This is a genomic window from Glutamicibacter sp. NPDC055354 (genome assembly GCF_053644955.1).
On record NZ_JBSHMB010000001.1, the window covers coordinates 1,746,014 to 1,766,570 of the forward strand.

23 protein-coding genes are annotated in these 20,557 nt (G+C 60.6%); 7 read left to right on the forward strand and 16 right to left on the reverse strand.

Annotated features, from left to right (window positions below):
* Nucleotides 1–27: 27 nt before the first annotated feature.
* A complete protein-coding gene (locus ACWICV_RS08145; protein ID WP_105656318.1) occupies nt 28–234 on the reverse strand; it encodes a helix-turn-helix domain-containing protein in 207 nt (68 codons plus the stop codon).
* A 227-nt stretch (nt 235–461) separates the two neighbouring features.
* Here ACWICV_RS08145 and ACWICV_RS08150 point away from each other — a divergent pair, with 227 nt between their 5' ends.
* Entirely contained in the window at nt 462–944 is a 483-nt protein-coding gene (locus tag ACWICV_RS08150) for an Lrp/AsnC family transcriptional regulator (protein ID WP_105656317.1), read from the forward strand.
* A gap of 74 nt (nt 945–1,018) precedes the next feature.
* Here ACWICV_RS08150 and ACWICV_RS08155 read toward each other — a convergent pair whose 3' ends face one another.
* Together ACWICV_RS08155 and ACWICV_RS08160 are read right to left on the reverse strand one after the other, a co-directional pair.
* Complete coding sequence (locus ACWICV_RS08155) at nt 1,019–2,212, reverse strand: MFS transporter (RefSeq protein WP_454090483.1); 1,194 nt, start codon at nt 2,210–2,212, stop codon at nt 1,019–1,021.
* 14 nt (nt 2,213–2,226) lie between these two features.
* A complete protein-coding gene (locus ACWICV_RS08160; protein WP_105656315.1) occupies nt 2,227–2,631 on the reverse strand; it encodes an arsenate-mycothiol transferase ArsC in 405 nt (134 codons plus the stop codon).
* A 167-nt stretch (nt 2,632–2,798) separates the two neighbouring features.
* On the opposite strand from ACWICV_RS08160, the gene ACWICV_RS08165 reads away from it, so the two are divergent.
* Nucleotides 2,799–3,047: a hypothetical protein gene (locus tag ACWICV_RS08165; RefSeq protein ID WP_146112217.1), complete on the forward strand. Its 249-nt coding sequence runs from the start codon at nt 2,799–2,801 to the stop codon at nt 3,045–3,047.
* Nucleotides 3,048–3,138: 91 nt separating this feature from the next.
* Here the strand turns inward: ACWICV_RS08165 and ACWICV_RS08170 are convergent, their stop codons facing one another.
* The 3 genes from ACWICV_RS08170 to ACWICV_RS08180 all read right to left on the reverse strand — a co-directional run bounded on the left by ACWICV_RS08170 (nt 3,139) and on the right by ACWICV_RS08180 (nt 7,117).
* Nucleotides 3,139–4,662 (reverse strand): APC family permease, encoded by a 1,524-nt coding sequence (locus tag ACWICV_RS08170; protein ID WP_105656313.1) that lies wholly within the window; start codon nt 4,660–4,662, stop codon nt 3,139–3,141.
* 151 nt (nt 4,663–4,813) lie between these two features.
* Nucleotides 4,814–5,686 carry a universal stress protein gene (locus ACWICV_RS08175; RefSeq protein WP_454090482.1) on the reverse strand — a complete coding sequence of 291 codons (873 nt, stop codon included), beginning with the start codon at nt 5,684–5,686 and terminating at the stop codon, nt 4,814–4,816.
* A 3-nt stretch (nt 5,687–5,689) separates the two neighbouring features.
* Complete coding sequence (locus ACWICV_RS08180) at nt 5,690–7,117, reverse strand: flavin monoamine oxidase family protein (RefSeq protein WP_454090481.1); 1,428 nt, start codon at nt 7,115–7,117, stop codon at nt 5,690–5,692.
* A gap of 106 nt (nt 7,118–7,223) precedes the next feature.
* Between ACWICV_RS08180 and ACWICV_RS08185 the strand changes: the two genes are divergently transcribed.
* On the forward strand, nt 7,224–7,871 hold the full coding sequence (locus ACWICV_RS08185; protein WP_105656310.1) for a TetR/AcrR family transcriptional regulator: 648 nt from the start codon (nt 7,224–7,226) through the stop codon (nt 7,869–7,871).
* A gap of 2 nt (nt 7,872–7,873) precedes the next feature.
* Entirely contained in the window at nt 7,874–8,095 is a 222-nt protein-coding gene (locus ACWICV_RS08190) for a lipopolysaccharide assembly protein LapA domain-containing protein (RefSeq protein WP_402473555.1), read from the forward strand.
* Here the strand turns inward: ACWICV_RS08190 and ACWICV_RS08195 are convergent.
* From ACWICV_RS08195 to ACWICV_RS08240, 10 genes are all read right to left on the reverse strand, one after another.
* A complete protein-coding gene (locus ACWICV_RS08195) occupies nt 8,092–8,280 on the reverse strand; it encodes a hypothetical protein (RefSeq protein ID WP_454090480.1) in 189 nt (62 codons plus the stop codon). The genes ACWICV_RS08190 and ACWICV_RS08195 overlap by 4 nt on opposite strands.
* Nucleotides 8,281–8,443: 163 nt before the next feature.
* Nucleotides 8,444–8,815, reverse strand: a complete 372-nt coding sequence (locus ACWICV_RS08200) for a hypothetical protein (RefSeq protein WP_402473556.1) — start codon at nt 8,813–8,815, stop codon at nt 8,444–8,446.
* Between the two features lie 359 nt (nt 8,816–9,174).
* Complete coding sequence (locus tag ACWICV_RS08205) at nt 9,175–9,420, reverse strand: hypothetical protein (RefSeq protein WP_105656307.1); 246 nt, start codon at nt 9,418–9,420, stop codon at nt 9,175–9,177.
* Nucleotides 9,421–9,620: 200 nt separating this feature from the next.
* Nucleotides 9,621–10,109 carry an Lrp/AsnC family transcriptional regulator gene (locus tag ACWICV_RS08210; protein WP_105661972.1) on the reverse strand — a complete coding sequence of 163 codons (489 nt, stop codon included), beginning with the start codon at nt 10,107–10,109 and terminating at the stop codon, nt 9,621–9,623.
* 152 nt (nt 10,110–10,261) lie between these two features.
* Nucleotides 10,262–11,518, reverse strand: a complete 1,257-nt coding sequence (locus ACWICV_RS08215) for an MFS transporter (RefSeq protein ID WP_332487544.1) — start codon at nt 11,516–11,518, stop codon at nt 10,262–10,264.
* Between the two features lie 7 nt (nt 11,519–11,525).
* Complete coding sequence (locus ACWICV_RS08220; RefSeq protein ID WP_105661974.1) at nt 11,526–12,659, reverse strand: NAD(P)/FAD-dependent oxidoreductase; 1,134 nt, start codon at nt 12,657–12,659, stop codon at nt 11,526–11,528.
* On the reverse strand, nt 12,660–12,977 hold the full coding sequence (locus tag ACWICV_RS08225) for a bifunctional 3-phenylpropionate/cinnamic acid dioxygenase ferredoxin subunit (protein ID WP_105656303.1): 318 nt from the start codon (nt 12,975–12,977) through the stop codon (nt 12,660–12,662). It abuts the gene before it with no gap.
* Nucleotides 12,978–13,073: 96 nt separating this feature from the next.
* Nucleotides 13,074–14,003, reverse strand: a complete 930-nt coding sequence (locus tag ACWICV_RS08230) for an N-acetylglucosamine kinase (RefSeq protein ID WP_454090479.1) — start codon at nt 14,001–14,003, stop codon at nt 13,074–13,076.
* 571 nt (nt 14,004–14,574) lie between these two features.
* Nucleotides 14,575–15,891, reverse strand: coding sequence for an ABC transporter substrate-binding protein (locus ACWICV_RS08235; RefSeq protein WP_105661977.1), 1,317 nt, complete (start codon nt 15,889–15,891; stop codon nt 14,575–14,577).
* Nucleotides 15,892–16,064: 173 nt separating this feature from the next.
* The gene (locus ACWICV_RS08240; protein WP_359185465.1) at nt 16,065–17,084 is read right to left on the reverse strand and encodes a LacI family DNA-binding transcriptional regulator; all 1,020 of its coding nucleotides are present in this window, start codon (nt 17,082–17,084) and stop codon (nt 16,065–16,067) included.
* A 174-nt stretch (nt 17,085–17,258) separates the two neighbouring features.
* Here ACWICV_RS08240 and ACWICV_RS08245 point away from each other — a divergent pair, with 174 nt between their 5' ends.
* From ACWICV_RS08245 to ACWICV_RS08255, 3 genes are read left to right on the forward strand one after another with little or no spacing between them, the layout of a single operon-like run.
* Nucleotides 17,259–18,395: a Gfo/Idh/MocA family protein gene (locus ACWICV_RS08245; protein WP_365943759.1), complete on the forward strand. Its 1,137-nt coding sequence runs from the start codon at nt 17,259–17,261 to the stop codon at nt 18,393–18,395.
* Between the two features lie 11 nt (nt 18,396–18,406).
* A complete protein-coding gene (locus ACWICV_RS08250; protein ID WP_454090962.1) occupies nt 18,407–19,645 on the forward strand; it encodes a dihydrodipicolinate synthase family protein in 1,239 nt (412 codons plus the stop codon).
* Nucleotides 19,642–20,550, forward strand: coding sequence for a sugar phosphate isomerase/epimerase family protein (locus ACWICV_RS08255; RefSeq protein WP_402473559.1), 909 nt, complete (start codon nt 19,642–19,644; stop codon nt 20,548–20,550). Before ACWICV_RS08250 ends, ACWICV_RS08255 begins: the two co-directional genes overlap by 4 nt.
* The last annotated feature ends 7 nt before the right edge of the window (nt 20,551–20,557 follow it).

The window sequence follows — 20,557 nt, forward strand, 5'->3', positions numbered from 1 at the left end:
ACTCGGGAACAGCCAAGGGCACCGCATTCAGCTCTGGGATTCGTTCGCGATATCGTCGCGGGCCTGCGCATAGCGTTCTTGGATATAGTTCTCCAGTGCAACGCGTTCCACGCGCCACATGCCCCGCCCGCCAATTTGGATGGCCGGCAGCTCGCCGCTTTTCACCAAAGCGCGGACCTGGGGCAGCTTCACATTCAGTTCCTCTGCCACGTCTTCCAACCGCAAAAACCTCATATCAACAGGTTACTGTGATTAGCGCCCATTTGATCTCAGCCTGGTTATTTTGTGGATAAAAGATGGCTTTTCGCCCGAGCATTCGCCCTGTTGACCCCAGTAGCCGACTTGCACGCAATAATATCGGCCAATCCGCGCAACACATTTGGGATTCACTGGTCATATTGACTAAAATCTAGGTTGGTACTTATGCACGCGCAACACAACCTGTCTCAGGAGACCACCACATGAATTCGGATACGTATCAGCTCGATGAAACCGACCGGCGTATCCTTCTGGCACTCGATGCGGATCCGCGTGTGCCGATCATGATGCTGGCGCAGCAGCTGGGCCTGGCCCGCGGCACCGTGCAGACTCGTTTGGAACGCTTGGCCCATTCAGGTGCGTTGCGCCCGAACACCGCGCGAATCCTCCCTGCGTCCATGGGCCGTGGCGTCAGCGCTTTCGTTAGCGCTGAATTGAACCAGGCCAGCTTGAATGAGGCCATCGCCGCACTGCGCCAGATTCCCGAGGTTCTGGAATGCGTCGCGCCGGCGGGAGACACGGACCTGTTGATTCGTGTGGCCGCGACTGACCCGGATGACCTGTACCGGGTCAGTGAAGAGATCCGCCTCTGCCCGGGCATAACCCGCACTTCCACCTCGATGATCCTGCGCGATGTCATCCCATTCCGCACTACCGAGCTGCTCAAGAAGCTGAGCCAGGACTAGCTCCCAGTATGTTGGAGTCCAATGCGTAAACGCCGTTGCCGGCACCGCAAGGTGGCCGGCAGCGGCGTTTGGCATTATGGCCTGTTTGGAACTTCTTCGAGAATGGCAGCGGGCAGATACTTGGCCGAGCGGTACACCTGCATCATGGATAGCAGGCAGAGCACGGCAAGCAGGCCAATGAATAGAGCAGGATGAGCGACCGTGCGCCACAGTGCAAAGAATGTCGGGAAGCTGAACCCGATGAAACAGCACATGTAGAACCGGCCGGTCAATTTGCCGACGTCGGCGCCGCCGGCAAGATCCAATACCTGGCTTAGCCCGGCAACCAGCAAAATGCCATTGGCCGAACCGGCTATGGCGAATGCGATAATTCCCAAGAATTCTGAGCCGCTCAGCGACACTGCGATCATCATGAGCAGTGCAGCCAGCGAGGTAGCCAGTCCAGCCATGAGCAGCTTGATCTTGCCCAAGTCATTGAATCTCTTGACGAATGGCTGGATCAAGGTACCCATGCCCATGGTGACCGCGACTGCCAAGGTGGTGTAGAACAGGCTGGATTCACCGGCGCCGTTGCTCAGCGCCGGAACCACGGCAAACCCTGTTGCCGCCATGCCAAAGACCCATGGGGCTGCGGGCAAGACGATGCGGTAGAACCGCTGGAGGTTTGCCGGAGTCGTCACGTCGGCCTCCAGGTGATTCCCTGCCCGGTCAGTGACTCGGTCTTCTCGGGTGAAGAACATCAACAGCAACCAGGAAAGCGCCGCGGCGGCATGGACGATGTATGCCAGTTCCGGGCTGCCGCTGGTCCCGACAATTGCCCCTGAAATGACCGGTCCCAGCGCGAAGCCCAAGGACGTGCACAGCGCGGCACGAGTCGCGCCGGCAGCTCCCGGGCTAAGCAGCTTCACCCAGCTGGTGATGGCAACCATGGCCAGGCCCATGCCCAAGCCGGTCAGGATGCGTCCCGCATAGAGACCGGACTCGTGAACCGATCCGAAGATGAGCCCGAGGGATCCCAGAATGGAGCAGGCCAGGGCAAGCAGCGAAAATGGCTTGCGCCCGAACTTGTCCGCCAGCGGTCCGCCGAAAGCCAACGCCGGGATCATGCCCGCCAGGTAGCTGCCCATGACCAGCATGGCCTCGAACTCACTGAGCTCGCGGAATTGCTGGTACCAATTGATCAGCGATACGTATTGGTTGGCACACCAACCAGTGAGCACAAGGCATACGCCCGGAAGCCACCACGGAGTTGCCTTTCGGGTGGTCATGCGAACAGTGATTTCTACCGCTCCAACTCGTGGAACAGTTCACGGACGCGATCAGCAATTTCATCGCGGATCATGTTCATTCGTTCGGCACCGGTGATGCCGTCTTCACTGGGTTCGTAGGTGACCCAGCGTTCGGTCTTGATGGACGGATCGAATTGCGGATTCGCATCGGAGCCAAGGATTACCACGCGGTCAACTTGCTCGACGACGCGAGGGTCGATGGCCTTGGGCGTGCCCTGCGACATGTCCGCGCCGGCCTGCGAGAGCGATTCAACCGCTTCGTGGTTGATGCCTGAACCTGGGTTGGTTCCAGCCGAGTAGCTGGTAACTTTCCCTTCAGAAATGTAGTCCATCAATGCGGCCGCCATTTGCGATTTGCCTGCATTGCGGGAGCAGATGAAAAGTACCGAGTTAGCCATGCACCTATTGAACCATTTGCGCGCCGGTTAGGGGCCTTTGGACGAGAAGGTTGCGAAGCAGGAAAAGACCTGCCCTTGGCGAAAGCAAACAGCACTCCCGCTATAGCTAAAAGTGGCGGATTTGGCTACGGTTGGAAATACTCAGCCCAAGGCAATAGGAGAAAACGTTGCTTGCTCTACATAAGAAGATGATTGTATCCGGCGTCGTCATCGTGTTGGCAGGCGTTCTCATCAGCAGCATCTTGCCAGTCCTGGCGATGTGGAGCTTCGAATCCGGTTTTGGAAGCAGCCCTTTGGGCAGCGCGCCGCTGGCTTTCCTTAATTCGTTGATCCAGAGCGCGCTCATCCCCTTCGGCGCCGTGCTGGCCGCCATCGGCGTGGCCAAGCACATGACCCGGGCCGACGCCGCCGACTAGCGGCAAGATAGCTCCTGCGGCGGCGGCACCAAACACGAAGGACCACCCGCGATTCGTTCGCGAGTGGTCCTTCTGGTTCGTTGCGCCGGTCCTACTTCAGCAGCTTGTAGGTCTTGATGGTTTCTCCCTTGAAGAACGCCGGGTGGCGCACCCGCATCCACAGCATGATGCCAACGCCCAGCAGCAGCACGCCGACCCCGAGGATGAACACCATGCCCACTCCCCCGATATTGGAGCCCGAACCGTAGTCCGGATTCATGGATTCGATGGCGGTGGCAAAGAACATCACCAGCAAGACGACGCCACCTGCCAACGGCGCCAAGAACTTGCAGAAGAAGTTCCTGGCATTGGCGAACAGTTCCCCGCGGAAGTACCAGACGCAGGCCAAGGCGGTCAGCCCGTAGTAGAAGCAGATCATCAGGCCCAGCGCCGTGATCGTGTCCCACAATGCGTTCTCCGAGAGCAGCCTGGTGACCACGTAGAACACGGCAGCGGCAGCAGCGGAGGCGAAAGTCGCCACCGACGGGGACATGAAGCGCGCGGAGATCTTCGCGAAGCTGGAGGGCAGCGCCTTGTAGTAGCCCATGGCCAGCAAGGTGCGTGCCGGCGAAACCATGGTGGATTGCAGCGAGGCCGCGGAGGAGGACAAGATGGCCAAGGACATCAGCATCGCCAGCGGGCCCATGACCGGACCGGAAAGCACCGCGAAAATTGATTCCTGGTTCTCCGGGTTGCCTGCGCCCAGGCCCGTGGTGCCCACCCCGGCCCAGTAGATCACCCCGAGGGATACGGCCAGGTACAACGCGATGATCACCAGCACCGTCCAGGTGGCACCGCGTCCGGGGACCTTCTTCGGATCGGTGGTTTCCTCGTTCATGGTCAGGGTGACATCCCAGCCCCAGAAAACGAAGATGGACAGCGAGATGCCCGCGGCGAAGGCCGAGAAGGTATCGATGCCGGCCGGATTGAACATCTGCCAGGTGATGGGTGTCGGATCATTGGGCTGGCTGGAGGTCAGGGCCATGACCGCGAAGAGCAGCAGCACCGCCACCTGGAACCCGACCAGCACGTACTGGAAGACCTTCGTGGCGTTCATGCCCCGGTAGGAGATCCAGGCGGCCACCGCAATGAACACCAGCGTGGTGGGGATGTTGACCCACAGGTTGCCGGTCAGCTCCGCAATCCATGGCTGGCCGGTGAGCTGGGCAATCAGGATATAGAAGAAGTCCACGGCCACTGCCGCCAGGTTGGAGAGCACGATCACCGTCGCGGCGATCAGGCCCCAGCCTCCCATCCAGCCGATCATCGGGCCGAAGGCACGCGTCGCCCAGGTGAAGGAGGTGCCCGAATCGGGCATTGCGCTGTTCAGCTCGCGGTAGCCCAAGGCCACCAGCAGCATCGGCAGAAATCCCGCCAGCAGGATCGCAGGCAGGCTGGTGCCGACTTCGGCCACCGTGGCGCCGAGGCCTGCGGTGAGGGTGTAGGCCGGGGCGATGCAGGAGATGCCGATAACGACAAGCCCCAGAACGCCAACGGTGCCCTTGGACAGTCCTTTTTCGTGCAGTCCGCTCTCGGAGCGTGCAGGCGGCGATGCCTGCCTCAGGTCGTGCGACATGGTGGTTACCTTAAACAATTAGCGAGGTGTGAGTGCGTCGGCCAGAAGTACCGAGCCACCTTCCGTCAGGGGTCAGATGGGCACCGTCCGCGTGCTTCGCGACGGCAAGTGCCCGGGGAACAAGGATCGTGCAAGAATGACGCGCTGCCTTCTAGCTGGCAGCCTCGAGGGTCGGGATGACGCCTATCGGGACGTTGAGCTGGCCCAGGATCCGCTGGGCCTTGGGGCCGATGAACAATCGGCGCGGGGCGGCCAGCCGGGCCGATCCCAGCAGTGCCAGGTCCCCGTCCTGCCAGGACAGCTGGGCGGCCGCTTCGTCCAGGCCGCGCCCGGAGACCACCTCGACTACCGCCTCCAGGCCCAGGGAACCGGTCAGTTCCTGCAGGTAGCTGCGGGTTTGGGTCAGATGGTCATCCAGCTCCAGCCGGGGGTCGGCCAGATCCATATGGGAGACCAGCGTGGCCACGCGCAGCGGCAGTCCGCAGGCGGCGGCGATCCGCGCCGAGAGGCCGATGACTTCCCGTGCCCCCGGGCGGTCCCCCACGAATGCGGTCAGCCTGGTGATCTTCCCGCCGGCTGCGCGCAGCGTGGCCAAGGAGGCCGGCGAGGACATGAACACGGCCATCGGCGAGGAATGCAGCAGCGCATTGGCGATCGCCCCGGGGCTGAAGAATCCGGCGCGGTGGCGCTTGCGGCCGCCCAGCACGATCCCGTGCGCCCCGAATTCCTCGCCCAGGCCGATGAGCCCCTCGGCCACCGAGGGCACGGAACGGGCTACCACCGAGGTGGCGATTCCTTCCGGCACCAGGGCCAGGGCCTGCGCCGCCCAGCGGTCCACCTGGTCGGAGAGGATGGAGGAGAACCCATGGTCCCCCCCGGGGTAGACCGCGTTGAACGGGGTGGCGGCAGGCAGCACGATGGCGATCCGCAAGGACGCGTCGCGGGTACCGGCCACCAGGGCGCTGGCCAGTTCGATGGCTTCGGCACCGCGCTGGTCCGCGGTGTAACCTACGAGCAATTTCATGGCCTAGGCACTGGCCTTTTCCTTGGACGGGGTCAGCGTGGCAACGCCATCGTAGCTCTGGTCGTAGGCGGTGCCATCCAGTGCGGCGATGATGCGCGCGGCCGAGCGGCGGCCCATGCGCACCGCGCCGTCCACGTGCTGGAAGCCTTCGCCGGCCAGATCCGAGGAGGAGAAGTAGATCGGTCCGACATTCTCGTTCTGCGCCGGGCCGAAGCGGTGCAGCCCGCCCAGGTCGTAGCTGGTGGCGTAGGCGCCGCGGGTCCATTCCTCGGCGGCGAAGTCCGAGAGGTAGAAGACCTTGGGATCCAGTGCCTTCTCGCCCAGGTAGCCGGCCATGGCCTTGAGGATCACCGCGCGGCGCTGTTCCTCGTCCAGTTCCCACATGGCGTCGGCCTTCAGATCCGAGATGAAGCCGACCAGTGTGCCGGTTTCCTCCCCGGCATAGGTGTTGTCGTAGAGCTCCTGGACCAGGCTGCTCGGGCCGAAGCAGGTGCCCGACAGGCCCTCTTCGCGCCAGAACGGGGTGTCGTAGACGGCGTGGACCTTGATGACCAGGCCCATGGACTGGTGCTGGTGGGTGATCTGCTGCTTGCGCGGCAGCGCCGGGACGTAGGAAATGCGCGAGTACAGGTTCGGCGGTACCGCCAGCACGGCCTTCTTCGCCGAGACGGTCACGGTGCTCCCGTGGGCCACCACCCCGCCATCGAACCATTCGAGCTTGAGCACGGGGTTGTCCAGGAAGACGGTCTGCTGGCCCAGCTTCTCGGCCAGCGTCTTGGATACGCCCTGCATGGTGCCCACGATGCGCCGGTCCAGGATGAAGTCCTCGTCCACCAGGTTGTCGAAGGAGCCGGCCGAGGACGCCATGAGCACCGCCTGCAGCGCGGAGAAGGTGTGCGCCGGCTTGGTCAGCATGCCCCCGGCAATGAACAGGCCCACGTTGTTGCAGGCCAGCTCGTCGGCACAGTGCTGGCGCAGGAAGTGGTGGAAGGAGATCTGGTCCAGCTCCTGGGCCTGAGGGTGCTCCCACGGCTTGTCCGGGTTCATTTCGGCGGCCAGCTGGTTCATGAGTTCTACCAGCTTCTCCATTTCGGCCACGGTGCTGGCGGCCACCGGGAAGTCCTCGCCCTCATAGGCGATCCGCTCGCCTTCCCCGGTGAGGTAGACGCTCTTGCCCGCCTTGTAGCGTTCGAAGGTCTCGATGCCAAGTTCATTGATCAGCGAGTAGAGGCCGGTCTGGTCGGGGCTGATCCACTGGCCGCCGATCTCGATGGTCGCGCCGTCCATGACATCGGTCCAGGTGCGCCCGCCGACGCGGTCGCGGGCTTCGAGCACCGCGACGGACTTGCCGGCCTTGCTCAGCTCATAGGCTGCTGTCAGTCCCGATGGCCCTGCACCGATGACGACGACGTCGCGTTCCAGATGTTGCATGATCGACTCCCTTGCACATTTAAATGAATAAGGTTCATTTACCTGTCATATAGCATAGGGTACGAAGATCCAGTTGTGAAGCACCCCACGTCAGGAAGAGGTCCGCATGAGTGAAACGGAAGCCAGGCGAGCCGGGCGCCCGCGCAAGGCGGTGCTGAATCGGGAGCGCATTACCGAGCACGCGCTGGAACTTGTTTCCGGGGACGGCTACGAGTCCCTGACCATGCAGCGGCTGGCAAAATCCCTGGGCGTCTCTCCATCGGCCCTCTACAACCACGTCGATTCCAAGCACGACCTCCTGCAGTGGATCCAGGAACTGGTCATGGCCGATATCGACACCTCGGTATTCGACCAAGCCGATACCAAGCAGGCTTTGCTTCAATGGGCTACGAGCTACCGGAACGTCTTCGCGCGGCACATTCCCCTGATTCCGGTCATCGCGGTACTGCCCGTCTCCGATTCGCCGCGCACCTTGGGAATGTACGAGCGCGTTGCCGAAGCGCTGGCAGACTTCGGCATGGCAGAGAACGAGATTGTTCCGACGATTGTCGCACTGGAATCATTCATCTTCGGCTCGGCCATGGATACGGCCGCTCCGCATGACATTTTCGACACCAGCAATCACCAGGATCTCACTCCGCATTTCACCCAGGCTGTGGCCGCGCAACGCCGATCAGAGCTTGATACCAGCGACGATTCGTTCCAGCGCGGGTTGTCGGCTCTCGTTGCCGGCTTGCTGGCGAACGGAAGCTGAGCATGGGCTATCCGGAGCAGCGGCCGCCGAAGAAGGGGCTTAGCGCCAGGCAATGGGCAGCTATTGCACTGGTGATCCTCGCGGTGGTCTTCATGCTGCAGAACCGGGCCTTCGTCCGCGTTGAATTCTTCTTGATCCATTCCACGGCCCCGCTGTGGCTTGTCCTGCTCATTACCCTGGCCGCGGGGTATGCCATCGGGTGGTTCTCCAGACGGCGAGGCTAGTCGTCGAGGATTGCCCACTCCCCTACCTGCTCGTTATCCGAGTCGTAGACATCTTCCTGGGCGCCGGCAACGATCGGAAACATCGTGATGTTCGTCGACCAGTCGCGCAGAATCTTCTGCAGCTCCTCCAATGGCTTGAGCTGCATGTTCTCGGTATCGAAGTTAACTTCCAAAACAAAACGCATGGCCTGCTCCCGTCCTTCCCGTTGCCGCCATCCTATGCCTGCAGGGCAAGAAATACGAGACTTGCCGCAAGCCCGGCCTCGGAGTAAGCACCTGGTCCGGAAACAGGAAAACGGGATCCCGAGTTGCCTCGGAATCCCGTTTTCCTGGAAATGCTTGCGAGAGCTACTGGCTTGCGCCCATGTAGCTCAGCGACTGGAGAGCTTCATTGCCGCCGACCTTGTACAAAGCCAAGACCAGGCCGCCGAAGACGATGCCCATGATGGCAGAAAAGCCGAGCGAGATCTTGACCAGCGAACGAACTTCGCCGCGGCTAACCTCGGCTTCATCGTTGAGGTAGCGAGCCGCGCCCTGGGTGAAGCTGGCTGCCGGGGTCAATGCGGGAACTGGTGCGGTGAGCAGGTTCGAGGCCGTATCGGTGGCTCCACCGCGCAGATGGGCAACAGTGGTGCGGTTCTTCCGATCCTGGCGGAGCTTGACGATGCTGGCGCCGTGGCGTGCCAAGAGGATGTCTTCACCGAGTGGGATCGAGGCCATTGTTGTTGCTCCTAAAGAATTAACGCTGCTGCATTTCCAGTCATATCCATCATTTCCGACCATTTATCTATTGAGAAGTGGTTTGTTCAGAACCCCACATGCCCCTGTGATGCAATCCGCATGATTCAGGGGTTAAATCGGCTTTTCTGGTGACCGGGGACATAGTTTCCCGGAATTGCGCGAGGTTAATTACCTGCCTGCATTCCGCTGGCACCTGCCGTTTATTCCCGACGCCATTTACCGGTTCATCAGCTTTGGATAAAGACGGGGCCAGCGGCCGCCCAAGCGCCCTTGACGCGGCTGAGCCCCAGTCCGGAAATGGACTGGGGCTCAGCATCGTCAGCGCATGGATGCAAACCCTATGCGGTCTTCAGGTCCTGCCCATCCTGCTTGCGCTGGCGCTTTGCCGCTCGGATCTGCAGTACCAGATCGTGGTTCGACAGGTCTTCCGGCGAGGCAACGCCGCGCTTCCGGGCCTTGGCAACCAGGGCCTGGCGGATTTCTGCCTGGTGGGTGCGCTTGTACCGGATCACCAGCACAACGGTTGCGATGGCCAGAACAATCAAGGTCACCAGTGCGGTGACAACAGTTGCGTCAAAATGCATTATCTTCTCGACCTCCCCATTCTTTCAGTCGCAGCTGCGGTGGGGTCCGTTGCTTGTCTGGAGAACCGATCCCCAGCTGCCAACGGGCCGCAGCCATGCCAAGAGAAGAACATCAAGTTTAGCATGTTTCTTCGACCAACGCAGGGCTGCGGGTTGTTCCTGCGAACATGGGCGAGATGGAAATCGGTTAAAAATGGGGCCTAGTACTCTCCGCTGCCGTGGCCATGTTCGAATACCAGGGAGGTTTGGGTGGTGGCCACGGCCGGATTGGCCGAGAGGTTATCGAGCACGAACTGGCGCACATCCGAAGAATTGCGCACCGCTACGTGCAGGACGAAGTCGTCAGCGCCGCCCAGGAAGAACAGCTGTCGCACCCCCGGTTTGCTGCGCATGTCAGTAGCGAAGTTCGACATCAGGTGACGGGCTCCGGGACGGATTTTCACGAAGATCAGCGCTTCGAGCTCCCGGCCCAGAACCTGCGGATCCACTTCGATGGTGAAGCGCGAAATCACTCCCGAATCGCGCAAGGCATTCAACCGCGCCAGGCAGGTGGACGGTGCTATGCCCAGCTCCTCTGCCAGGGAGTTGTTGGTCCGCCGGGAGTTCTTCGTCAGCAACGCCAGCAGTTTGCGGTCTATGCCATCAAGCTGCGTTGCACGGCTCTCCCGCCCGGATTCGTTCATCGACATTCAGCCGCACCTGCTCCTCATTATCGCGGTTCGCTGGATTCATCATACGGCCCGGTTGGCGTCCCCTTGGCGTTTTTCCGCCACCAGTTCCCGGTGCCGCACCGTTTCCGTTCCGCTCGGTGCGCGACGCTGGGGAATGCTTCGTCCAGGACCTACGGAACACTCTTGATCTGGCGTACCAGCACGGCGCCGAGGAGGCTGATCACCACAGAGCACAGGAATAGGGTTGGGTAGCCGCCGAACCAGCTCACCGCCAGCCAGGCGATCAGCGGGGCGACCACCTGCGGCAGCGAGTTGGCAATGTTGATCATGCCCAGGTCCTTGCCGCGCGAATCGGCGTTCGGCAATACCTGGGTCAGCAGCGCAAAGTCCACCGCCAGGTAGGCGCCGAAGCCGATGCCCAGGAGCACTGCGGCGACAATGGCGGTGGCGAAGGACGTTGCCGTCGCCAGCACGCCGGCCGCGGCGGCAACGATGACCGAAGAGATGATGACGTACTTCTTGCGCTTGCCGTCCTTGTCCGAGAGCTTGCCGGAGATCACCGAAGAGAAGATCACGCAGAAGGCGTAGATCGCGGTCAGCACCAGCACGCCCTGGGCCGGTTCTGGATGCTTGATGGCATCCTGCAGGAAGAACAGCAGGTAGACCAGGCACAGCTGGCAGCCGAGATACAGCAAGAACCGGGTCAGCCACGCCCATCCGAAGTCGGCATGCTTGACCGGGTTGATCCAGAAGCTGCGCACGAATTCCAGCGGCTTGACAGGCTCCAGTGCTCCCTTGGGCAGCGGAACATCCTGGCGCATCAGCACGAACGGAATGGAGCAAATGGCCACGGCGGTAGCGACGATGGCGTAGCCGAAGACCAGGTTGCTCGCAGCGACCATGCCGATCACGGCACCGATCAGCGAACCGCAGGTTTGGCCCAAGGCCACCAGCCCGCCAACCATGCCGCGCTGCTCTACCGGCACCTTGTCCGGGATGGCCGCGAAGATCGCAGCCAGCGCGGCGTTGCCGGCAGCTTGCATCAGCGCCCAGCCGATGACCAGCGTGCTCACGGTTTGCGAGGTCGACATCAGCAGCAGGGCCAGCGCAGCGCAGATAGTTCCAAAGAACACCCACGGGATGCGGCGCCCGAATTTCGATGTGCTGCGATCGCTGAGCGCGCCGAACAGCGGGTTGGCCACCAGCGAGACTGCCGCGCCGACGCCGGTGACCAGCGAGAGAATCGCGTTCTTCTGGCTGGCATCCAGCTGTTCGGCGTGCAATCCGAGCAGTACCTGGATCGGTGCGAAGAAGCCGACATTGATACCGATATGGACAATGACAACCGCAGCGATCCAGCCAGGGCCGACCCGTTTGGTGGGCGTCTGCAGGGCCGCGGGAACCTTCAGTGGTTCGGCTGCATTCATAAGTTTCTTACCGGCCTAACTCGCGCGGACCCGTCAGGGGGTCCTTCAATTGTTCAATGCTTGGGGTGGCTGATTTCGCAATGAGCCGTTTCGCGGCCTTGGCCATCAGGCCGCCATCGATCATCGAGGCGGACACCAATGCGCCCTTGGCGTCGAGCCCGAAGACCGTCTGGATCTTGCCTCGCCGGTTCAGGCGCGTCACGGTGCTGGCGGCCTGGCTGAAGTCGCCCACCGTTTCCACGTGCATTTCGTGGCGGTCGCTCCAGAACCATGGCACCGAACGCTTCGGTGCGGCTGTGCCCATGATGGTTGCCGCCGCTTGGGCGGCATCTTCCATGGCAGCTTCCCAGTGCACCGCACGGGGCTGGTTTTCCTCCCGGGCGACGTCGCCGATAGCCAGCACCTGGGGGCAGCTGGCAGAACGCTGCTGCGCGTCGACCACGATCCCGTCGTCGACTTCCAGGCCCAGCTGCTCGGCGAGCGCAGTTTCGGGTTCGACGCCGATGGCTGCCACGATCAGCTCCGCATCATGGCGCTGGCCATTGGCCATTGCATAGTTGGGGCCGAGCTCGGTCACCGCACCGGTCAAGGTGGCAATGCCGTGGTTGGCATGATCCGCGTGCAGCTGTTCGGCAAGTTCGTGGCCCAGCACGTGGGCAAGAGGTGCGTCGGAGCTGGAAATCAAGGTGACTTGTGCCCCGGACATCTTGGCGGTGGACGCGAACTCGGCCCCTACCAGCCCCGCTCCGATGACAAGCACCCGCTGGCCGAACATCCCCGATTCCAGGACGTCTGATATGCGGGCGGCGTCAGCTGCGCTGTGCAGGCTGAGCGCATGGTGCCCGCCGGGAACATCCAATGCCTTGGGCGTGGTGCCGGTAGCCAGCACTACCCAGTCGTCAGCGGACTGCGGCAGTTGCAGGCTTTGGACATCTTCCTGGATCAGGCCGACGCCATGGTGCTGGTACCAGGACACCGGTGCGAACGGTTCAACCTGCAGGGACTTGCTCAGCGGCGGACGATCATAGGGCAGGCCCTGGGCATCGCTGATCTTGATGGATCCGGCGTACTGCTGCTGCACCAGGTGCCGGGCCAGTGCGTACCCCGCGACCCCGCCTCCGATGATGTGCACGGAAGGCATTTAGATTTCAAGCTCCAAGAAGCCGTCCACGACGTCCACCTTGTAGGTCCGGGCGTCCACGGTGGCTGGCATGCACTGCACCTTGCCGGTTTTCAGGTCGAAGGTCGAGGAGTGGATGGGGCATTCGATGCTGCAGTCTTCGAGCCAGCCGTCGGAAAGCGAAGCGACCTCGTGGGTGCATTCATCCTGCAGCGCGTAGAAGTTGCCGTCTTCGGCGTGGAAGATCGCGATGTCTTCGCTTGCGCCGCTGTCTTTGGCTTCAACCAGCAACGATTCGCCTTCGGGGACAAGATCTACGGGACCGACTCGGAAACTCACGATGACTCCTTAATAATCACGACGTTCTCCACTAATCTTGTCACCTATTGATTGCCTGCGCCTATTTGATGGCCAGTTATCACCGCTGCCCACGTATTATGGCTGGGCGCGAAAGCGCGATACGAGGCCTTGCAAGGCGTGGTCCGCTGGCAGGAGGGCCAATGCACGGGCTCCGTCCAGCCCATTTCCCGGCGAATCCTGGACTTGCGCGGCAGGGACCAGCAGGTGCAGCTCCCGCACGAAGCTGCTTCTGGCGAATTCGCCGGCGAGCACTCCCCCGATGGCTGCGACAGGAATCGCTCCGGCCTGTTGTTCCAGCCCCGCGCGGCGCAATGCCGTTGCTGCGGAGCTGGCCAGTTCTGCACCGGCGAGCGCGCAGATCCGCGCCGCCATTTCATCGGTCGCGGCCAACTGGGCAACCCTCTGCGCAAAAGAGGCGACGATGGCCACCCTGTCCGGCATCGCTTGCAAGTCAATATACGCTTCGGAGAGATCGGGCCAGCGCTTCGCGAGTTCCCCGGTCAGCGCGGTAGCTGGCCCGCGGCCGTCAAAGCCGCGCATGGCCGCGTTCATTGCCTTCTGGCCAATCCAATAGCCGCTGCCGGCATCACCCATGATGTGGCCCCATCCATCAACTCGGGCCACCGAGCAGGGGCCTACCGCCAAGGTGACGACACCGGTACCGGCTGCAACGACAGCGCCGTGGCGTTCTCCCAGCGCTCCGAGATAGCTGGTCACCGAGTCGTGGGCCAGCGCAATATGGGAAATAGCGCTGGATCCGATGAGGTCGTAGAGCTGCCGTGCATCATGTTCGGCTTTCACCAGGCCTGTGGTGCCTACGCTCACGGTGCTGCACTCCCATCCGGCGGCAGCGGCAGCTTGGTTAATGGCGCGTGCCAGTTGGGGCAGGACGGGTTCATGGGTTTGCACACCGGGAAGCGCTAATTCTGCAGTGTCGCCATCCTGCTCGAATCTCAGCTTGATTCCGGTCTGCCCGCCGTCTACTGCCAAAAGTCCAGATGCCATTTTTCCATTCCTCTTGCACTTAGTTTTCAGGATACTTTGTGCTCCCCGCATTGGCCGCAGAGCTGGCGGGGTTCGACCTGCAATCCGCAGGTGCCGTAAACCGATCACCGGCAAGGTCGAGCCAGCAGCTTTGCGGCCCAGAACTGCGGGCACCGCGGTGTGGTTACCTCTGGCAATGGATGGAAGAAAGCAGGAACCCAATGGCAATTCACCTCTGCGGGATTCCAGCTGATTGGCAGCACCCTTCCGATAGGCCATGCTCTGGAAAGTTCAACGGCCGCTGGCGCCTCGCATCCCGGTTGCTGGTGCACTCGCGACTCGTCGCACGCAAATGGCTAGAGAGGCTTGCTTGGGCGCAGATCACGACCGAACAAGGTTATGAGGCATCTGGAAGCCCTGGTTCAAACCGCAGCCCTGTACGGCACGCGCCGTGGCGAATTCAAGGATTGCACCGCGCAGAGAGTTGAAGGAGGAGCAGAATGAACTTTCCCTCGAACGCGCAAAGGCCGTTGCAATCCCCGGGATCCAGGGATTGCAACGACCGCAAGAACGATGGTTGATTCTCGTTCAGCTATTGGGCTACCGCAGTTTCGATTTCCTTGAAGGCATTCTGCGCCGCGTCGCTTACGCTCTGGCGCTCGAAGAACACTTCCATTTCATAACGGTAGAGGACATCCTGAACCGCACTGAACCCCATTGGCGGGATTGGTTCCGTGCTCTGAAGTTCGGGTTTCAAGCTCGTCACGAATTCTGCAGAAGAAGCTTCGATTGAATCCAATTTTGAGACGACTTGTTCCCGCACTTCGGTGTTCGAAGGTAACCCGCGGTCCATCTGGTTCAGCGCGCCAGCTTCTTGCGAATTCACCATGAAGTCAACAAATCTCTTGACCTCTTCCGGGTGTTCGGTGCGAGCATACCCCGACATCATCATTGACGACTTGTGCCAAAGACCATTGTCCTCAGCCTTGCCGGTGTGGCTTGGCAGTCGCAGCGGAACCAAGTCCGAACCAACCGCTGTGGAAAGGCCTCCCAACTGGTTGCTCCACCACATGCCGAAGGCTGCCACTCCCGTGCCTGTCATAGAACGGTCTGGACCTGCATTCTGGTTTTCCGCCAGGACCGAGGCCTTTGGATAAGAACCGTTATCCATCAAGTCCTTGTGGTGCTGGAAGTACTTGGCCAGATCGTCAGGCGAGAATCCGAGTGATCCATCCGAGCTCGTCAGATTCTTCTTGTCTTGACGCAACCAGGTCTGCAACCCGGCCGGTTCGTTCGGGGCTTCGGCTCCATATTTGCCGTCGAGCTTCTGGCTCACCGTCTCGGTGATCGTCCGGTAGTCATCCCACGTCCAGGTCTTGTCATCTGGAACTTCCAGGCCAGCTTCGGCTAAGACTTTTGGATTGGCGGTCAATGTGAAGGAATTGATTCCGGTGGTAATGCCGACAAGGCCGGCATCGGTCGTACCGTTTTGAACGGCAACGTCTTCGAACTTGGAAACATCTACGCCTTCGAGGTCCAGCAATGCGCCGCGGTCCGCGTATTCGCGAAGGTACTTGTCGTCCATCTGGATAATGTCCGGAGCATCGTTGGAGGCAACCTGTGTTGCGAGCTTGTCCCAGTAGCCGCTCCAGTCGGAGTACTCGCCTTGGACATCGATGTCCGGGTTGGCCGCTTCGAAAGCCTCAATAATTTCATTGGTTGCCTGGGCCCGCGAATCCGAGCCCCACCATGAGAAACGAAGCTGGATCTTCCCGTCCTCACCGTCGGCAGCGCTGCTACCGCCACAGCCAGTGAGGGCCAGAGCGGCTACCGCCACAACTGCAACTGATTTGCTTAGCCGCAGACCGAATTTCCGTCCAGTTTTTCTCGTGCATACCTGCTGAGTCATGAAAATCTTCCTTGGGTGGGGTGGTGATGCGAGGCCATCCTGCAAGCAACACCTGGTTTTTCATTGTGGAAAGCGCTTGCCAAACAATCTAGGTGTGATTGCGGTCACTGGTCAAGGGGTTTCGGGAATCAAGTCAGTTAGTTTTCGCATGGCACGATTCCCAATGAACATCACTACTGACCGTCAGCCAGCTGCGTGGACTCGCGCAGGACCGGCACACCGGAAACCACAATCTTCCGCAGTTCGCCGTGGTTCAGCGCCATCTCACCAGCCCATTTTCCGATTTCTTCCAGAGGAAGTCGAGCAGTGCTGACCGTGGGCGTAATGTCGATAAGGGTCGGGATGTCATCGAATCCCACCACAGCGATATCTTCGGGAATACGCAAGCGGTTTTCGCGAATCGCCCGAATGGCTCCCAGGGCCATGACATCCGAAACGCAGAACACGCACACCCGATGGACACCGCCTGCCGACTTCTGCTGCTTGAGGTAGTCGCTCATTGCAACATAGGCCCCCTCGCGCGAGAAGGGACCGCTGATAACTTCCTCTGCATCCAGGCCACTGCGCTTCAGCTTCTCCAGGAACCCGTTGGAACGGTCCCTCGATGTCAGCAGATTCGCTTCCCCTGCCAATACGACAAACCTGCGGTGGCCGGCACTGATCAGCTCGGCCGCCAGATGCTCGGCAGTTGCTTCGTTGTCGATTTGTATGCCGCCCATATCGGTCATGGGCTGGCCGATAATCATGACCTGGCCACCGTTTTCCTGATAATTCTCGATCAGTTTCAGCAACTGCCCATTCTCGCCCAAACTGCGCGATCCCGATAGGATGATAGCGTCCGTCCGTTGCGACATGAATGCCTGAACGGCTTCGATTTCCCGCTCGGGATCGTACTCCGTGCTGGCCAAAAGCAGCTGGACACCGCTATCACCAAGAGAGCGCTGCACTCCCCGGGCGATGGTAGAGAAGTAGGGGTCGGCTATGTCCCTGACCACCAAGCCGATCAGCTTCGTGGTGGATCTGGCAAGCGCTTGCGCTTGGGCATTGGGGAAGTATCCGAGCTTTTCAGCCGCAGCACGCACTTTATCCGAGATTTCCACAGCCGGCTTGCGCGCTGACCCATTGAGCACTCGCGAAGCGGTCGCCAGGGAAACTCCGGCTTCATTAGCCACATCAGTTAGTCGAACAGCCATCTGAAATCCTTATCATTCTCTGCAACTTGGCACAAGCTTATCTTTCGCGAACGTGATGGTTGACACTCCAATTACACCTCACTATCGTGGAAAGCGCATTCCCATTCTATTCCCTTACGCATTCCCCGTTTTGAGGAGACCCCAGTGACAGAAACAAAAGTTCTACGCATCGCCATGAACGGCATCACCGGCCGCATGGGATACCGCCAGCACTTGCTGCGTTCAATCCTTCCTATCCGAGACCAAGGAGGAATCATTCTCGGGGACGGTTCGAAGCTGACCGTTGAACCGATCCTCGTTGGACGTAACGAAGCGAAGCTGCGCGAACTTGCTCAGAAGCACCAGGTTGAGCACTACAGCACCGATCTTGACTCCCTGATTGATGACCCGAGTGTCGACATCATTTTCGACGCGTCCATGACTTCCTTGCGTTACGAAACGCTGTCGAAAGCCATCGGGGCAGGCAAGCATATCTTCACCGAAAAACCGACCGCTGAAACCCTCGAAGAGGCCGTTGATCTCGCCCGCCAGGCACAGGCCAAGGGAATTACCGCCGGCGTCGTGCACGACAAGCTCTACTTGCCCGGCCTGGTGAAGTTACGCCGCTTGGTCGACGAAGGCTTCTTCGGACGCATTCTCTCAATGCGCGGCGAGTTCGGCTACTGGGTATTCGAGGGAGACATCCAGGAAGCGCAGCGGCCTTCCTGGAACTACCGTCTTGCGGATGGCGGATCGATGACCACCGACATGTACTGCCACTGGAACTACGTCCTTGAAGGAATCATCGGCAAGGTCAAGTCCGTCACCTCGACCACGGCAACCCACATCCCTACCCGCTGGGACGAACGAGGCGAAGCCTACGAAGCCACCGCAGATGATGCGGCCTACGGCATCTTCGAACTCGAAACTCCTTCCGGCGATGCAGTAATTGCGCAGATCAACTCCTCGTGGGCAGTGCGCGTCTACCGCGATGAACTGGTGGAATTCCAGATCGACGGCACCCACGGTTCCGCCGTCGCGGGATTGAACAAGTGCGTTGCCCAGCAACGCGCCCACACTCCGAAGCCTGTTTGGAACCCCGATTTGCCAGTCACTGAGTCGTTCCGCGACCAGTGGATGGAAGTTCCCGCCAATGCCGACCTGGATAACGGCTTCAAGCTGCAGTGGGAAGATTTCTTGGCCGACGTCGCAGCGGGACGCGAACACCAGTATGGCTTGCTTTCGGCAGCTCGCGGTGTCCAGCTGGCGGCTTTGGGATTGCAGTCAGCCGCCGAACGACGCACCCTCGATATCCCGGAGATCACGCTATGAGCTACGCATCCTTGCCCGAATTGACACTCATTGACGAAAACGGGCAGAACTTTTCCTATCGGTTGAAAGGCCCCGGAGAATTCCAGCGGCCGTCTGCCCCGCTTTCCTCGCGCAAGGCCTATGCCGCAGCCCATGTCATCCCCCTCATGGGAGCAGACAATACGCCTGGCGCACCGGCAAGCATCGATTGGGATGCGACGCTGGCCTACCGGCACGAGCTATGGTCCTACGGGCTGGGTATCGCCGATGCGATGGATACGGCGCAGCGAGGCATGGGGCTGGACTACGCGGCTACCTGCGAGTTGATCAGGCGATCGGCGATCGAAGCGGCCGGGGTTCTCCAGAAGAACAGCTACCCGGCCTTGGCCGGGCTCACCGTCAGGGATATTCTCGCCTGCGGTGTCGGCACGGACCAGCTGTCGGCAGACACTGTCCAGCCGGGCCAGCTGGCTGAAGTCACCAACGCTTATTTGGAGATGCTGCGCCTTGTTGAAGATTCAGGTTCGAAGGCGATCTTGATGTGCTCCCGGGCCCTGGTCAAGGCTGCGCGCACCTCGCAGGATTATCTGGACGTGTATGCGACTTTGCTCGATGCTGCCAAGCAGCCAGTGATCCTGCATTGGCTTGGCGACATGTTCGATCCACAGTTGAGCGGCTACTGGGGAACACAGGATTTGGCAGAAGCCACCGGGGTTTTCCAGTCCATTCTGGAGCAGCACGCGTCGAAAATCGACGGCGTCAAAGTCTCTTTGCTCAATGCCGAGCATGAGAAACAGCTTCGTGCCGCATTGCCAGCTGGAGTGCGCCTCTACACTGGCGACGATTTCAACTATCCCGAGCTGATTCACGGTGACGGGCAACTGCATTCCGATGCGTTGCTGGGAATTTTCGCCGCCATCTATCCCGCTGCGTCAACGGCCTTGCAGGCTTTCGATGCAGGCGACGCAGAACGCGGCCGGAAGATCCTGGACTCCACCAGAGAGCTGGGATTGCATATTTTCAGCGCCCCAACGTTCTACTACAAGACCGGGATTGCCTTCCTTTCGTGGCTCAATGGGCACCAAAGCGGTTTCCAGATGATCGGCGGGCTGCACGCCGGACGTTCCCTGCCGCATTTGGTGCGCACATTCGTTCTCGCTGATGGCGCTGGCCTGTTGCAAAACCCTGATCTGGCTGCTGAGCGAATGGAACAGCTCCTGGCAATTTCTGGAATCAAAACTACAACTTCGTCCCTGACAGGTGTGTCATGACATTCGAACTATCGCTTAATACCGGCACTACCCCGAATCTCAGCCTCCACGAAGCCGCCGAAGCTGCAGCGCAGGCGGGCCTGAGCCATATTGGTCCGTGGCGGCATTTGCTTGCCGAGGCCGGTGGCGCTGGGCCAGCAGCCCAGATCATCGCTGGGGCAGGGCTCAAAGCCAGCACCTTGTGCCGTGGCGGCTTTCTCACTGCACCTTCGGCCGAAGCCCAAGCTGCCGCGCTGGCATCGAACCGGCAGGCCATCGAGGAAGCTGCCGTCATCGGCGCCAATGAATTGATCATGGTCGTGGGCGGCTTGCCGTCGGCCGCGCATATTCTGGGCGGCACCGGGGATCCAGCAGACAAGAACATTGTCGCGGCTCGCGATCGCGTCGCGCGCGGCTTGGAAGAGCTGGTTCCCATCGCCCTGGAACACGGCGTTCGGCTGGTGCTAGAACCGTTGCATCCAATGTATGCCGCCGACCGAGCGGTGCTTTCCACACTCGGACAGGCCCTGGACTTGGCCAGTCCTTATCCAACCAAGGCCGTAGGCGTTGTTGTTGACACCTTCCATGTGTTCTGGGATCCGCAATTGCAGCAGCAGATCCAGCGGGCAGGCCTTGACCATCGCCTGGCCAGCTACCAGATCTGTGATTTCAATCTGCCGATTGCCAGCAATGCACTGCAATCCAGAGGCATGATGGGCGACGGCCATATCGATTTCTCGGCGATTTCCCGATGGGTGTCACAGGCTGGATACCGAGGTCCAGTTGAAGTCGAGATCTTCAATGACGAGATCAACCAGCAGGATTCCGCGCTGACCTTGGCAACCATGTCCCAGCGCTACGAAACTCTCGTACTGCCCCACCTTGAGCAAGCTGCGGGCGTTCAGCCGGCCAGCGCATTAAACTGATCTGAAT

Bases quoted from the DNA above. Each gene is read 5' to 3' on its own strand.
- ACWICV_RS08180 (WP_454090481.1), bottom strand. From the start codon at position 7,117: ATGCAACATCTGGAACGCGACGTCGTCGTCATCGGTGCAGGGCCATCG.
- ACWICV_RS08240 (WP_359185465.1), bottom strand. From the start codon at position 17,084: ATGGCTGTTCGACTAACTGATGTGGCTAATGAAGCCGGAGTTTCCCTG.
- ACWICV_RS08145 (WP_105656318.1), bottom strand. From the start codon at position 234: ATGAGGTTTTTGCGGTTGGAAGACGTGGCAGAGGAACTGAATGTGAAG.
- ACWICV_RS08190 (WP_402473555.1), top strand. From the start codon at position 7,874: ATGGGCTATCCGGAGCAGCGGCCGCCGAAGAAGGGGCTTAGCGCCAGG.
- ACWICV_RS08205 (WP_105656307.1), bottom strand. From the start codon at position 9,420: ATGCATTTTGACGCAACTGTTGTCACCGCACTGGTGACCTTGATTGTT.
- ACWICV_RS08215 (WP_332487544.1), bottom strand. From the start codon at position 11,518: ATGAATGCAGCCGAACCACTGAAGGTTCCCGCGGCCCTGCAGACGCCC.
- ACWICV_RS08235 (WP_105661977.1), bottom strand. From the start codon at position 15,891: ATGACTCAGCAGGTATGCACGAGAAAAACTGGACGGAAATTCGGTCTG.
- ACWICV_RS08155 (WP_454090483.1), bottom strand. From the start codon at position 2,212: ATGACCACCCGAAAGGCAACTCCGTGGTGGCTTCCGGGCGTATGCCTT.
- ACWICV_RS08230 (WP_454090479.1), bottom strand. From the start codon at position 14,003: ATGGCATCTGGACTTTTGGCAGTAGACGGCGGGCAGACCGGAATCAAG.
- ACWICV_RS08185 (WP_105656310.1), top strand. From the start codon at position 7,224: ATGAGTGAAACGGAAGCCAGGCGAGCCGGGCGCCCGCGCAAGGCGGTG.
- ACWICV_RS08210 (WP_105661972.1), bottom strand. From the start codon at position 10,109: ATGTCGATGAACGAATCCGGGCGGGAGAGCCGTGCAACGCAGCTTGAT.
- ACWICV_RS08150 (WP_105656317.1), top strand. From the start codon at position 462: ATGAATTCGGATACGTATCAGCTCGATGAAACCGACCGGCGTATCCTT.
- ACWICV_RS08195 (WP_454090480.1), bottom strand. From the start codon at position 8,280: ATGCGTTTTGTTTTGGAAGTTAACTTCGATACCGAGAACATGCAGCTC.
- ACWICV_RS08160 (WP_105656315.1), bottom strand. From the start codon at position 2,631: ATGGCTAACTCGGTACTTTTCATCTGCTCCCGCAATGCAGGCAAATCG.
- ACWICV_RS08175 (WP_454090482.1), bottom strand. From the start codon at position 5,686: ATGAAATTGCTCGTAGGTTACACCGCGGACCAGCGCGGTGCCGAAGCC.
- ACWICV_RS08220 (WP_105661974.1), bottom strand. From the start codon at position 12,659: ATGCCTTCCGTGCACATCATCGGAGGCGGGGTCGCGGGGTACGCACTG.
- ACWICV_RS08255 (WP_402473559.1), top strand. From the start codon at position 19,642: ATGACATTCGAACTATCGCTTAATACCGGCACTACCCCGAATCTCAGC.
- ACWICV_RS08170 (WP_105656313.1), bottom strand. From the start codon at position 4,662: ATGTCGCACGACCTGAGGCAGGCATCGCCGCCTGCACGCTCCGAGAGC.
- ACWICV_RS08200 (WP_402473556.1), bottom strand. From the start codon at position 8,815: ATGGCCTCGATCCCACTCGGTGAAGACATCCTCTTGGCACGCCACGGC.
- ACWICV_RS08245 (WP_365943759.1), top strand. From the start codon at position 17,259: ATGAACGGCATCACCGGCCGCATGGGATACCGCCAGCACTTGCTGCGT.